This is a genomic window from Pseudomonadota bacterium (assembly GCA_026388215.1).
In the GTDB taxonomy this organism is placed as follows: domain Bacteria; phylum Desulfobacterota; class Syntrophorhabdia; order Syntrophorhabdales; family Syntrophorhabdaceae; genus JAPLKF01.
On the sequence record JAPLKF010000018.1, the window covers coordinates 1 to 13,530 of the forward strand.

At 41.2% G+C, this 13,530-nt stretch carries 15 protein-coding genes and 2 tRNA genes; 11 read left to right on the plus strand and 6 right to left on the minus strand.

Going from position 1 to position 13,530, the window contains the following annotated elements; translation table 11 throughout:
* The coding region (locus NTU69_01500) for an aminotransferase class V-fold PLP-dependent enzyme (protein ID MCX5802205.1) at positions 1-237 on the minus strand (237 nt) is incomplete at its 3' end.
* A gap of 120 nt (positions 238-357) precedes the next feature.
* On the opposite strand from NTU69_01500, the gene NTU69_01505 reads away from it, so the two are divergent.
* The 4 genes from NTU69_01505 (at position 358) to NTU69_01520 (ending at position 2,896) form a co-directional block, all read left to right on the plus strand.
* Complete coding sequence (locus NTU69_01505) at positions 358-1,575, plus strand: cysteine desulfurase family protein (protein MCX5802206.1); 1,218 nt, start codon at positions 358-360, stop codon at positions 1,573-1,575.
* Between the two features lie 12 nt (positions 1,576-1,587).
* Complete coding sequence (gene nifU, locus NTU69_01510) at positions 1,588-1,977, plus strand: Fe-S cluster assembly scaffold protein NifU (GenBank protein MCX5802207.1); 390 nt, start codon at positions 1,588-1,590, stop codon at positions 1,975-1,977.
* A 9-nt stretch (positions 1,978-1,986) separates the two neighbouring features.
* Positions 1,987-2,370, plus strand: a complete 384-nt coding sequence (locus NTU69_01515) for a secondary thiamine-phosphate synthase enzyme YjbQ (protein MCX5802208.1) — start codon at positions 1,987-1,989, stop codon at positions 2,368-2,370.
* 64 nt (positions 2,371-2,434) lie between these two features.
* On the plus strand, positions 2,435-2,896 hold the full coding sequence (locus NTU69_01520) for a hypothetical protein (GenBank protein MCX5802209.1): 462 nt from the start codon (positions 2,435-2,437) through the stop codon (positions 2,894-2,896).
* 82 nt (positions 2,897-2,978) lie between these two features.
* Here the strand turns inward: NTU69_01520 and NTU69_01525 are convergent.
* Together NTU69_01525 and NTU69_01530 are read right to left on the minus strand one after the other, a co-directional pair.
* Positions 2,979-3,053, minus strand: a tRNA-Cys gene (locus NTU69_01525).
* Positions 3,054-3,148: 95 nt separating this feature from the next.
* A tRNA-Gly gene (locus tag NTU69_01530) sits at positions 3,149-3,223 on the minus strand.
* A 229-nt stretch (positions 3,224-3,452) separates the two neighbouring features.
* On the opposite strand from NTU69_01530, the gene NTU69_01535 reads away from it, so the two are divergent.
* The 5 genes from NTU69_01535 (at position 3,453) to NTU69_01555 (ending at position 8,556) form a co-directional block, all read left to right on the plus strand.
* Positions 3,453-4,622, plus strand: coding sequence for an MFS transporter (locus NTU69_01535; protein ID MCX5802210.1), 1,170 nt, complete (start codon positions 3,453-3,455; stop codon positions 4,620-4,622).
* Positions 4,623-4,718: 96 nt separating this feature from the next.
* Positions 4,719-5,753 (plus strand): hypothetical protein, encoded by a 1,035-nt coding sequence (locus NTU69_01540; protein MCX5802211.1) that lies wholly within the window; start codon positions 4,719-4,721, stop codon positions 5,751-5,753.
* A 45-nt stretch (positions 5,754-5,798) separates the two neighbouring features.
* On the plus strand, positions 5,799-6,686 hold the full coding sequence (locus NTU69_01545) for a helical backbone metal receptor (GenBank protein MCX5802212.1): 888 nt from the start codon (positions 5,799-5,801) through the stop codon (positions 6,684-6,686).
* On the plus strand, positions 6,683-7,756 hold the full coding sequence (locus tag NTU69_01550; protein ID MCX5802213.1) for an iron ABC transporter permease: 1,074 nt from the start codon (positions 6,683-6,685) through the stop codon (positions 7,754-7,756). Before NTU69_01545 ends, NTU69_01550 begins: the two co-directional genes overlap by 4 nt.
* 20 nt (positions 7,757-7,776) lie before the next feature.
* Positions 7,777-8,556 carry an ABC transporter ATP-binding protein gene (locus NTU69_01555; GenBank protein ID MCX5802214.1) on the plus strand — a complete coding sequence of 260 codons (780 nt, stop codon included), beginning with the start codon at positions 7,777-7,779 and terminating at the stop codon, positions 8,554-8,556.
* 3 nt (positions 8,557-8,559) lie between these two features.
* Here NTU69_01555 and dnaJ read toward each other — a convergent pair whose 3' ends face one another.
* The 3 genes from dnaJ to hrcA are packed head-to-tail and all read right to left on the minus strand — an operon-like array spanning position 8,560 to position 11,289.
* Positions 8,560-9,660 carry a molecular chaperone DnaJ gene (dnaJ, locus tag NTU69_01560; protein ID MCX5802215.1) on the minus strand — a complete coding sequence of 367 codons (1,101 nt, stop codon included), beginning with the start codon at positions 9,658-9,660 and terminating at the stop codon, positions 8,560-8,562.
* Positions 9,661-9,671: 11 nt separating this feature from the next.
* Positions 9,672-10,247: a nucleotide exchange factor GrpE gene (gene grpE / locus NTU69_01565; GenBank protein ID MCX5802216.1), complete on the minus strand. Its 576-nt coding sequence runs from the start codon at positions 10,245-10,247 to the stop codon at positions 9,672-9,674.
* Positions 10,248-10,257: 10 nt separating this feature from the next.
* Positions 10,258-11,289, minus strand: coding sequence for a heat-inducible transcriptional repressor HrcA (hrcA, locus tag NTU69_01570; GenBank protein ID MCX5802217.1), 1,032 nt, complete (start codon positions 11,287-11,289; stop codon positions 10,258-10,260).
* A gap of 118 nt (positions 11,290-11,407) precedes the next feature.
* Between hrcA and NTU69_01575 the strand changes: the two genes are divergently transcribed.
* On the plus strand, positions 11,408-13,147 hold the full coding sequence (locus tag NTU69_01575) for a 2-oxoacid:acceptor oxidoreductase subunit alpha (GenBank protein MCX5802218.1): 1,740 nt from the start codon (positions 11,408-11,410) through the stop codon (positions 13,145-13,147).
* The coding region (locus NTU69_01580) for a thiamine pyrophosphate-dependent enzyme (GenBank protein ID MCX5802219.1) at positions 13,131-13,530 on the plus strand (400 nt) is incomplete at its 3' end. The genes NTU69_01575 and NTU69_01580, both read left to right, overlap by 17 nt.

The window sequence follows — 13,530 nt, forward strand, 5'->3', positions numbered from 1 at the left end:
CTTATCGCCTGGTGAGAGTACATTGGTTACTGCCCCTTCCATTGCCCCTGTGCCTGAAGAGGCGAAGATGAGTACCTCGTTCTTTGTGCCAAAGAGGTATTTGAGATTTGCCCTTACCTCCTCCACGACCGCTTCAAAGAGGGGGTTTCTGTGGTGGATGATGGGCTCAGCCATCTTGAGAAGTACTTCAGGTGGGATCTGGGTTGGCCCTGGTGCAAGCAAGTATCTCTTTTGCATGTTGTACCTCCTTTAAGTATTAGGGGAATCCTGTTCCAGGATACCATTAAAACAGATTACGAAGAAAAAGGTCAAGGAAAATGTATACAAAAAGGCCCGTTTTTGTGTTATATTTCTAACATGAAAAGGGTTTATTTTGATCATGCATCGGCTACCCCTGTAGACAGGACTGTCCTGAAATCTATGAAGCCCTATTTTATAGAAAATTTTGGTAACCCGTCGTCTATTTTAATAGAAGAAGGGGCTATTCCACATAGGGCCGTTGAAGAAGCACGAGAAGAAATAGCCTTTTTGGTTAGTGCCTCAAAAGATGAGATTATTTTTACTTCATCTGCCACAGAGTCGAACAATTTAGCTGTAAAAGGATTGGCCCTCGCAAATAGGGATAGGGGAAGAAGGATTCTTTTTTCTGATATCGAACACTACTCCATCATAAATCAGGCAGATTTCCTGAGGGGGATAGGGTTCGAAATTGATTTTGTGAAGGTAGATATTAACGGTATGCTTGATATGGAGGATTTAAAAAGGAAGCTCACAAAGGATACAATCCTTGTCTCCGTGATGCATGCAAATCTTGAAATTGGAACGATTGAGCCTATTAAAGAGATAGCCTACTTTTTAAAGGAACACAATATCCTCTTTCATTCAGATGGTGCAGGTACATGTGGTACAATACCTGTAAATGTGAAGGATCTAAACGTGGATACCATGACAATATCTCCCCATCAGTTCTATGGTCCCAAGGGTATTGCCGCCCTTTATATCAAAAAGGGTGTCAGGCTCACGCCAATAGTGCAGGGTGGATATCAGGAGATGGGATACAGGGCCGGAACTGAAAATGTACCTGCCATTGTTGGTTTCGGAAAGGCTGCCCGTATCGCAATGGAAGAGATGGACAAAAGGGTAGAGAAGCTGACACTACTCTCAAAAAGGCTATGGGAAGGGCTTGCATCTTCAATAGATTACATCCATTTTACAGGTCATCCTGAGAAAAGATTACCGGGCCATGTGAGCTTCTGGATTGAGTTTGTGGAAGGTGAGTCCTTGCTCTTATGGCTCAACTTAAACAGCATTGCTTCATCCAGTGGAAGTGCTTGCTCTTCAAATGTGCTGGCAAGAGATGAAACAGGGCTCAAGGCCTCACATGTACTTACTGCTATTGGTGTGCCACCTGAAATCTGTCATGGTTCTATTGCGTTTAGCCTTGGAAAAGACAACACGATGGAAGAAGTGGAGCATGCGTTGTCCGTAATGCCGGGAATTGTAAAAAGATTGAGGGATATGTCTCCACTATATGAGAGATTTAAAAAAACAGGGGTTAGGGATTATAAACTATAATAGAGGAGGTAGATGATGCCACAAGGCCCTTATAGTGATATCGTGATGGATCATTTTATGAATCCCAGGAATATGGGCGAGATAGAAAATGCAGATGCTGTGGGGGAAGTGGGTAATCCAGCATGCGGGGACGTGATGAAGCTCTATTTAAAGATTGAGGACGGAAAGATAGTAGATGCAAAATTCAAAACCTTTGGATGTGGTGCCGCAATTGCGTCAAGCAGCATTACGACTGAAATGATTAAAGGGAAGACCATTGACGAGGCCCTAAAGATATCAAATGAAGCAGTCGCAGAAGCCCTGGGAGGGCTACCTCCTGCAAAGCAACACTGTTCAGTGCTTGCTGAAGAAGCGCTCAAGGTTGCTATTGAAGACTATAATAAGAAAAAGGGTTCAGGGTAATCGCCTTATATGTTTGAAATAAAGATCAGAACCACGAGTAAGACAGAGGCAAGAGATATTACTGATGAAGTAATCAGGGGGGTGAAAGGGAAAGAAGGAAGGCTTCTCCATCTATATACCCCCCATACTACGTGCGGTCTTTTGATTAATGAAGATGCAGACCCCAGTGTAATGAAGGATATTATAGAAGCCCTTGAACGTATAGTGCCAGAAGGCTATCCATATAAGCATTTAGAAGGGAATGCCCATGCACATATTAAGTCTGCGATTATTGGATGTTCTGTTATGGTTCCATTCTCTGAAGGTGTGCCCAAGCTTGGCACATGGCAGGGGATATTCTTGATGGAGTTTGATGGTCCAAGGGAACGGAAGGTGAACATTACGTTAATATAACGGAAAACAGGGTATAGGAGTTTTGGATAGATTGATAAACTTTAAAGATATGGGGGTAATATAGATGAATAAATTTTTGATTATACGAAGGATTTTAATATGTGTGTTTTTAATATCAATGGTAAGCACCCCGCTTTATGGTAAGGATGATAAGCTAAAACCAAAGGAGTTCGGGGTATATATAAAAACTCAAAAAGCCTTACAGAGGCTTATGCCGAATATAGTTTTTGACGAAAACGGGACCCTTTTTATTGAGACCAATAATCCTCCACATTTTTTATTAAAGGATATAGAGTACTTTGTTGTATATGGTAAGTATGACATTAAGGTTCTTACCATGAATCCCCTGCTCTTTATTCAACAATCTCCCCTCGGAAAAGCACGTTTTGTCTTCGGGAAGGATGTAGGTTTTGAGGTTAAAAAGAAGGGTGATGATTTATATACTGTTAAACCGAAGGAGTTAATGGGAAGAGGTTATTTCTGCCTCTGGATAAACGATAGTGCGTGGGATTTTATTGTTGAGTAAATGCTGTCTATACTGTCTATTCAGTCTTTTCAGTCATACACTGAAGAGACCAGATAGACTATATGAACCAGATAAACGAAAATGGAGGCGGCATCCGGATTTGAACCGGAGAATAACGGTTTTGCAGACCGTCGCCTTACCACTTGGCTATGCCGCCGTGAATTCAGTGAACAGTGTATAGTTGTTAGTGGATAGCGTAAATCTTTTAAATTACTAACGACTATTCACTCATTACTATTCACTGCTGTATTTTGGAGCGGGAAACGGGATTTGAACCCGCGACTTCAACCTTGGCAAGGTTGCACTCTACCGCTGAGTTATTCCCGCTTTTATTGTTTTATAATATAAACTTGGGGTATAAGTCAATTTTTTGTTGTGAAGATGCTAAAACGATATGCCTTTCAAGACACGCCATATACGCAAATTTGTACATCGTTGTTCGCACTTCGTATATAGTAGATTATAATACATTTGAACAAAGTACCAAATACGATTTAATATGTACGATTTTTCATGTGATATATTTGGTAAATTTGTGGCAAAATAACAGAATATTATGAAGAAATTTCTTGGGTTATCTAAGAATGTGCTTATCCTCGGGATAGTCAGTCTCTTGATGGACATAAGCTCAGAGATGATTTATCCTCTAATCCCCATATTCCTGAACGATGTTCTCCATGCATCAAAGACATATATAGGTCTGATAGAGGGCGTGGCGGAAAGCACAGCGAGCATTCTTAAGGTCTTTTCTGGATGGCTGTCGGACAGATTAGGAAAACGGAAATTCATTGTGTTCTGGGGGTATGGTATATCCGTATTCAGCAGACCCATTCTTGCCACTGCAACCTCGTGGATAGATGTTCTTGTATATAGATTCACAGACAGGGTTGGTAAGGGTGTAAGAACTGCCCCGAGGGATGCGATCATTGCAGACTCTACTGAGCAAAATATACTGGGAAAGGCCTTCGGTTTCCATAGAACCATGGATACCACAGGTGCTGTCATTGGTCCTGCGGTTGCCTTCGCAATCCTTGGTCTATTCAGTGGTGGGTTCCATCTGGTATTCTGGATCTCTATAATCCCCGGTATCCTTGCACTTTTCTGTATCGCTATCTTTGTTCAGGATGTTAAAAAACATACCTTAACAGAGAGACCTCAAATAACACTGAGGCATCTCAACAGGGACTTTAAGGTGTTTTTAATCATTGTCACAGTCTTTTCACTGGGCAAAACCTCAGAGGCCTTTCTTGTCCTCAGGGCTCAGGAACTGGGTGTCTCAATCGCCACTATACCACTTATATACCTCACATTTAATATGGTCTCTGCCTTTTTTTCCACGCCTGCAGGTATTATGGCCGACAGATTCGGGAAAAGAAGGACGATACTTTCAAGCTATTTCCTGTTTTCCTTCATATTTTTTGGTTTTGCAGTTGCTACAAATAATGCCCATGCCTGGCTCCTTTTTATTGCCTATGGTATTTTTGTTGCTATGAATGAGGGGGTTCAAAGGGCATATGTGGCAACGGTTATAAGACCAGAGATTATGGCAACAGGTTATGGTGTCTACCATACAATCATTGGTATTTCATCCCTCCCCTCAAGTATCATCGGGGGCGTCTTGTGGGAACATTTTGGCTCGCAGGCACTTTTCTACTATGGAGCTTTCATGTCATTGATATCGTCTATAGCTTTTATTTTTTTCATATCTCTGAAAACAAGCAAATAGTAAAAAGTTTTTGACAAAGAAAAGAAAAAAGATTAAATCTTTGCGAGCCGTTAGTTGTCAGGAATTATTTATAGCTGAAAGCCAAGAGGGGTTAATATGTCATCTAAAATTAACTTTCAGATTATTGAGTCCGAAAGCACCTTCCTTGACCCCAGAAAGGGGTTCGAACCAACAGTTGAAAGATTCCAGGTTCGCATAGACCCCCTTACGGGCAGAACAGGTCATTTTTCACACTTCGGTGCGATAAAACCGCAGAAATTGCCTCTTGAAACATACGCGACACCGGAGGCAAAAGGTTTCTGCCCTTTTTGCCCAGAAAACAGGGATAGCAAGACACCGAGATTCATTGAAGAGGTTATACATGATGGGAAGCTTTGGAAAAATGAGGCCCTCCTTATCCCGAATCTTTTTCCTTACGACATTTACAGTGCAGTACTCATAATGACCGATGAGCATGTTGTTTCCTTAGAAAAACTGAGTGAGAAGAGATTAATCGATTCCTTCTCTCTCGGTATGGCATTTCTCAAAAGGATTAAGACGATTGATCCATTGTTACCTTACCATTTAATGACGTGGAACTATATGCCACCATCTGGTGGAGGGTTGGTTCACCCACACCAGCAGTACTTTGCAACACAAAGCCCTGGAAACCAGTTTCTGGATGAACTTAAGGCATCAGAACGGTTTTATAGCACAAACAAGGTCAATTACTGGTCAGAGCTTATAAAAGAAGAACAGAAGATTGGTGAGCGTTACATAGGTAAAATCGGGAGCTCACACTGGTTGTCATCCTTTGTGTCCCTTGGTATACTTGGTGAAATAATGTGTGTTTTTCCCAATGTATTCTGCATTGATGATTTTACAGAGGTAAACATCTATGACCTCGTTTCAGGTCTTTTAAGGGTCTTCCAATACTACACATACAGCAATATATATAGTTTGAATGCTTCCCTCTTCTTCGGACCTGAGGGTCAGAAATATTTCCCCTGTTATTTTAGGGTTGTACCAAGGACCTTCCTCAACATGAGGGACTATGCACCTGATTTAAACTTCTTTCAGGCAATTCTTTCTGAGCCTGTAAGCGTGGTTATGCCAGAGGAACTGTGCAAGGGTATAAGGCAATATTTTTGACAAGCAAAAGAAAAAGGGATTAAATCCTTAAGGGGTATTCTATATATGAACGCCTTAGCAGCTAAAAATCAGAAATTGAAGTTTACCACCCGCCGCTCATTGCCTGGAGCATTTTACTCCCTGCTCCCTGCTCCCTGCTCCCTGCTCCTTACTGCTTACTCCTTACTGTTTCTCTTATGTCCCCTTATATCCTATAGCTATGAACGGGTTATATCCCTTTCCCCACAGATCACGGAATCCATCTATCTTCTTGGGGCAGGGGAGAAGCTCATAGGGGTTACAGAGTTATGTAAGAGACCAAAAGAAGCAGCAAAGAAGGAGAGGATTGGAACACCACTTCGACCTGACATAGAGAAGATTGTCTCATTGAGGCCTGATCTGGTACTTGGCACGAGAGAAGGGAATCCCCCATTGGCAATGGAGAGACTTAAAAGATTTGGCATGAAGGTGCACTATTTTGTTCGGCCAAAGACCTTAAATGACCTGTTGGGTAACTTTTTAATACTCTCACATCTGTTGATGAAGGACGAAATAGGGGAAAGAATTGTAAACAATGTGAAAAATTCTCTGGATGAAATCAAAACAGGGGAGAGGTATAGGGTTCTCTGGCAGGTTGGGGTAAACCCCTTGATAGTGGCTTCAGACACAAGTTTTGCGAATGATATTATACGTATAGCAGGTGGGATAAATATAGTTGAGACCGAGATGCCATACCCGAGGATGAATATAGAGGAGGTAATGGTGAAAGGGCCCCAGATAATAGTTCTAATGGATATGGGGTATAATATTGAGCTGGAGATGAAACAATGGAGGAAATATGTGAAAGATGCACGTTTTGTTGTTATGGATTCCTATATAGTGGGAAGTCCAACACCTGTGAGTTTTTTAGAGGCAGTAAATAAGCTTGCAGAAGCCTTTAAGAATGTAGAATGAAGAATGTAGAATTAAAAGAAAGAAGTCAGTCTCGCAGGGCGGTATCAGAAGACAGGAGTCAGAATAACTCCGAACTCCAAACTCCGAACTCCAAACTCCGCAACAAAAGGATTTGTATCACCTTTATTATCTTAATAATTTTTTTACTCGCATCTATCATTTTATCCTTAAGTTACGGGAAAAATGTATACGTTACATTTAACAGTTTTTTTGCAGATGAAGGTTTTGGTCTTGTCCTGAGAAAGATAAGGGTGCCGAGAACAGTAATAGCCTTTCTTGTTGGGGGTTCTCTCGGCATTTGCGGGGTTACCTTGCAATCAATACTTAGGAACCCTCTTGCAGAACCGTATACCCTCGGTATATCCGGTGGTGCCTCATTGGGGGTTACGCTATCAACTGTATTAGGGATGCAGAACTACCTTGGTATGTATGGTAACCCGCTTATGGGATTCATAGGGGCCATGTTCTCGGTCTTTATTGTGTATGTTTTATCGAGACGGAAACTCTTTGATCCTAATAGTATGGTGCTTTTTGGGATTGTGGTAAGCCTCGTTTTTTCATCCTTTGTCTTTTTTCTGTTCTCAATATTGGATCCGGACAGGATGCAGATTACCCTCATGTGGTTGATGGGGGACCTATCAAGCCTTGATATCTCTCTTGTATATGCATATATCCCTATGTTTCTCCTGCCTGCTTTCATTCTTTTCCTTTTTGTAAAGGAGCTTGATATACTCACCCTCGGTAGTGAAAAGGCACAGTATCTTGGAGTAGACCCGCCAAGGATGTATAAGGTGTTATTTCTTTTAACATCAATCCTTACAGGATTATGTGTTTCTGCATCAGGCATTATAGGGTTTGTTGGTCTTATTGTTCCCCATGTATTAAGAAATATCATTGGGGCAAACCATACTTTATTGCTTATTTCTTCTTATATTGGCGGTGCTTTCTTCCTGATAATGTCAGATGTATTTTCTCGTTATCTCTTATATCCTGTTGAACTCCCCGTTGGTGTTGTAACTGGTATACTTGGTGGATTCATATTGCTTTTTTTGGTTGTGAGAAAGACATGAATGGGGGAACTATATTTTCAGTGTGCAATGTAACGTTTAGTTACGGGCGGCATAGAGTCCTCCATGATATAAACCTTGAGGTCAAAAAAGGGGAGGTTGTTGGCATAATTGGACCAAATGGAGCAGGTAAAAGTACCCTTCTTAAACTTCTTGCGGGATACCTGATACCGGATGAGGGCTCCATAACCTTTCTGGGCCGTGATTTAAAGGACTATGACAAAAGGGAGCTCGCAAGGCATATGGCTACCCTTCCCCAAACACTTGATACACCTTTTTCCTATAATGTTGAAGAGTTTATAATTATGGGCAGGTACCCACATTTCCATAAGAGGTTTCTTTATGGTGATGAAGAAAAAAGATTTGTGGTGGAAATAATGGAGACAATGAACATGAGCACATTATTGGGGCGACAGCTTCAAACGCTATCGGAGGGTGAGAGGCAGAAGGTATATCTTGCTCAATGTATTGCACAAGACCCAGGGGTATTACTCCTTGATGAACCAGTAAGCCACCTTGATATCAAGCACCAGATGCACACCCTTGAAATACTGGAGAATCTGCATAATGAGGGATTGACCATCCTTATGGTATTACATGACCTTAATCTTACCTCGGAGTTCTGTTCAAGGGTTGTGCTTATATCAAACGGTAGCGTATATGCGGATGGTGAGCCACAGACCACACTCACCTTTCAAAACATAGAGGATGTCTATGATACAGTTGTCATTGTGAAAGAAAATCCCCTCTCAAAAAAACCCTATGTTATTCCTGTATCGAAGAAGTACCTGAAAAAACAGTGAATGTCATTCCTTCCATTCAAAAAATTCTTTAAACTTTTTCTTAAAGCCCTTACGGCCTATTCCTATGTCTTCATTAAATTCTTTTGCGAGTTCTTCCATTAATACCTTTTGTCTTTCTGTGAGGTTATCGGGTATTTTTATGTTCAGGTACACAAGCTCATCGCCCCTTCCATATCCATTTGATTTTGTTACACCAAACCCCTTTATTCTGAATATCTTTCCAGGCTGTGTTCCTGGTGAAATAGTTATTTTCATATCCCCTTCAACCGTTGGGACATTTATTTCACCTCCAAGACACAAAAGCGGGAAGTTCACATCCACTTGAACAGTAATATCATCACCTTCCCTCTCAAATATCGTGTGTTCTTTTACCTTCAAGACAATGTAGAGATCACCAGGAGATGTATCCCCATAGCCCTGTAACCCCTCCCCCCTTAATTTCAATCTTGCACCAGTGTCTACACCTGGAGGGATTTTAACCTTTATCTTCTTTTTCGTTTTTACATGCCCCTTCCCCTTACATGTCTTACAAGGATTTTTTATGATATATCCATCACCGTTACAATAATCACATGTTCTATTAATTGTGAAGAATCCATGGCTGTGCCGGACCTGTCCTCTTCCACCACAAGACTTACATACAATTGGTTGATGACCTGGTTCTATTCTTGAACCATTACAGGTTGGACACTTTTCGTCCTTTGGTATTTCTATTTCCTTTTCCACACCGAATACAGACTCTTCAAACTCTATTTCAAGGTTGTATCTTAAATCTTCACCCTTTTTTTCTCTCTGTCTTTGACCACCAAAAAAATCACTAAACAGGTCGTTGAATATATCATCAAAATCTCTCCTAAATCCAAAATCGAAAAAGGTACCCGTGTCATCTACTGTCCCGAATCTTTCATATCTTGACCTTTTTTCGCGGTCGCTCAAGACCTCGTATGCCTCATTAATCTCTTTAAACCTTTCCTCTGCTTCCTTATTGTCAGGATTCCTGTCGGGATGGTATTTTAATGCAAGCTTTCTGTAAGCCTTCTTTATCTCTTCATCAGTTGCGTTTCTTGAGACATTAAGTGTCTCATGGTAATCTTTTCTCATAATATCGCCTTGGTTTACTGAATCTCTGGTTTTTTGGAAACGGAGACCCGTGAGGGTCTGATTAATCTACCATTTAACATGTAGCCCTTCTGAAATTCTGACACAATAGTATCTGGCTCCACATCATCTCTCTCTTCCTGGTAAAGGGCTTCATGTATGTTCGGATCGAATTTTTTGCCTAATGCATCGACCCTTGTAACACCAGATTTTTCGAGCACTTTCAAAAACTCATTGAGGGTAATTCCCACACCATCTTCAATGCTCTTAAAGTCCTCTGTTTTTGAGACATGCTCTAACGCCCTATCTAAATTGTCTAAAACAGGTAGCAGTTGCCTTATGAGTACTTCATTCCCAAACATCAATATCTCTTGTTTTTCTTTAATCTTTAATTTTTTAAAATTTTCAAATTCTGCCTGGAGATACAGCAGCTTGTCCTGAAGGATTTTGATGTTCTCTTCTTTCTCTTCAAGTGATTTTTGAAGTTCTTCAATTATCGCATCCTTCTTTTTCTTTTTTTTGTGTTCTTCCTGTTGAACTTCATCCTTTTCTTTTGTTTTACTTTCTACTTCCTGGCCATCTGTTTCTTCCATTTAATTCCTCTTACATCATCTTTAAGATATTTGTAACTGTTGTTGCTGTATAATTTACGATAGGGATTATTTTTGAATAGTTCATTCTAATCGGTCCTATTACCCCAAGAACACCATAGCTTCTTTCGCCAATTTTGTATGTGGATGTTATTATGCTCATATCCCTCATTTCTCTAATATCGCTTTCAGCACCCATGATCACGTGTATACCTTCTTCTTTTAAACATTTGTCTAATAGTCTTAAAAGTTTTTCCTTCCTTTCAAGGGCCTGAAAAAGTTCCTTAAGCCTATCAATATCAGAAAATTCCGGGACGCCTATCATTTTAGAGGTTCCTTCAATATATATTTCCCTTGTATCCTCCTCGTCAATAATCGTTTTTAGGGTATCCTTTATTTTTGCAAAGAGCTTATTGTAGTTTTCTTTGTCCTCTTCCATGTCCTCTAATATCCCCTCTTTGAGGGCATAGAAAGGCATGCCTCCAAACTTCTCATTCATATACCTCTTCATACTGCTTAGCCCCTCTAAATCAAGATCGTCATCCGTATCGACAAGCCTTGTATGAACCATACCTGAGGAGGTAACAAAGACAATGAGTATTGTAGATCTGGATAGTCTTACAAATTCTATTTCCTTGAATAACATTGTATTTACCTTTGGCTCGACCACAATGCCCGTGAACTTGGAGAGTGCAGCAAGCGCCCTTGAGGCATCTTCCATTATTTCCTCCACATATGAATAATGAGGTTTGAGTAAGGCTCCAAGAACCTCCAATGTCTTCTTACCTGGACCCTTTAATACAATAAGACTCTTCACGTAATATCTAAAGGCTTTGTGAGTAGGAATTCTTCCAGCAACTACGTGTGGTTTATAGAGAAACCCTTGTTCCTCAAGGTCTGCCATTACATTCCTTATTGTTGCGGAGCTCAACTTGTTCTTGATTGTTTTGGCTATTGTTCGTGAGCCTGTCGGCTCTGCAGCCGTTATATAATTATCCATTATCAGTTCAAGAATCTTTTTTTCTCTTTCTGTTAAGACCTCCATAAATACCTTCCTATCCTATACATTAAATTAATGATATATGGCATCTTTGTCAAGGAATGAAATCTGTATTTTGCATTCTGCCAACTTTTCTTGATATTTCCTTTTTTTCAATTGTATAATGGTTGGTCAGGAGGTTTTTCTGGAATACTCCATTAAGATTGGTGGCGAGGCTGGTCAGGGTATACAGACTATAGGCGACACACTCGCAAGGGCATTTTCGAGGTCAGGATATTATATATTTGCCCATCAGGATTATGAGTCACGCATAAGGGGCGGCCACAATTTTTATCAGATAAGACTGTCAGACAAACCCGTTGTGGCATCGAGAGGCAGGATTGATATTCTTGTTGCTCTTGATAGAGAAAGTATTTTATTTCATGAAAGAGAACTGACCAATTCCGGGATTGCCATTTATGATTCATCCACGTTAAATGAGACACACGAAAAGCCGCAATTTCTTGACATCCCTTTTGTAGGGCTTGCCATAAAAAGTGGTGGAGACAGGATTATGGCAAATACTGTTGCCACTGGAGCTGTGCTGGGGATGCTTGGTCTGGATACAGAAATACTTTTTGAAATATTAAAGGATTTTTTAAAGAAGAAGGGTGAAGATGTTTTAAAGGCAAATAAAAAGGCAGCAATTGCCGGGCATGATTTTGCTGTAAAAAATTGCTTGCGATGCCCATTTTCTATAATGCCATTATCTAAACCAAAAATGCTTGTTGGGGTAAATGAGGCAATAGGGCTTGGTGCTATCGGATCAGGGTGTAAGTTTTATTCTGCCTACCCGATGACCCCTTCAACCGGTATCATGCTCTATATTGCGGGTAAGGCGAAGGAGTATGGAATTATAGTTGAGCAGGCTGAGGATGAGATTGCGGCAATCAATATGGCGCTCGGTGCATCCTTTGCAGGTGTGAGGTCTATGACCGGTTCATCAGGAGGTGGTTTCGCTTTGATGGTGGAGGGGTTGTCACTTGCTGCTATGACAGAAACGCCTATTGTGATCGCCCTTGCCCAGAGACCGGCACCGGCAACAGGGCTTCCCACGAGGACTGAACAGGCGGATTTGCTCTTTGCCCTTCATGCCGGACATGGTGAATTCCCGAGGGTAATCTTTGCACCAGGCACACCTGAACAGGCATTATACCTCACAAACAAGGCCTTTGATATTTCACAGAAATACCAGATACCGGTACTTATCCTTACAGACCAGTACCTTGCCGATTCGCAGTGGACCGTTGAAGGAATTGATTTAGAAAGGCTTGTATACAATGATTACAGAATAAGAGGGGATGAACTTAAAAAACTTTCAGAATATAAGAGACATGCCTTTACAGAAAACGGTATATCACCCTTTGCTGTCCCCGGTGACTCAAGACATCTGGTAGTAACGGACAGCGATGAGCATGACGAAGAAGGGCACATAATAGAGGATGGCTTAATAAGGATGAAAATGGTCAACAAAAGGCTCTTTAAGAAATTGTCGTTGATTAAAGGAGAGATCAGCTCACCTTACCTGTATGGCAACAGCAGCCCGGATATAGTGATTACCGGATGGGGCTCTACATATGGTATAATGAAAGAGACTGTTGATGCATTGGCAAAAAACGAAAAGATTGCCATGCTTCATTTCAGCGAGGTTTACCCGCTGCCCTCAATAGATAAATTTGATTATTTAAACATATTGGGCAGGGCAAAGATGACTATTTGTGTGGAAAATAATGCAACCGGACAATTTGCACGGCTTATAAAGGCTGAAACAGGATATGAATTTCATAGAAGGATTAACAGATACGATGGCAGGCCGTTCACACTGGAGGCATTTTTAGGAGAACTCAATGCCCACGTTAGATGATTACAAGGGACAGATACCTGCATGGTGCCCAGGGTGCGGTAATTTTGGCATCCTGAAGGCCTTCAAGGAGGCCTTTGTGGAGCTTGGCATAGAGCCCCATGAGTTTGCTATTGTCTCCGGCATAGGTCAGTCAAGTAAATTCCCTCACTATGTGAGATGCAATACGTTTAACGGTCTTCATGGCCGGACCCTTCCCGTTGCAACAGGGGTCAGGCTTGCAAATCATGAGATGCTTGTTCTTGCCGTGGCAGGTGATGGAGATTGCTATGGTGAAGGTGGAAACCACCTCATTCATGCCATAAGGAGAAATATCAGCGTGAAGCTCTTTGTCCATGACAACCAGATATACGGACTTACCAAGGGCCAGGCTTCCCCTACAAGTA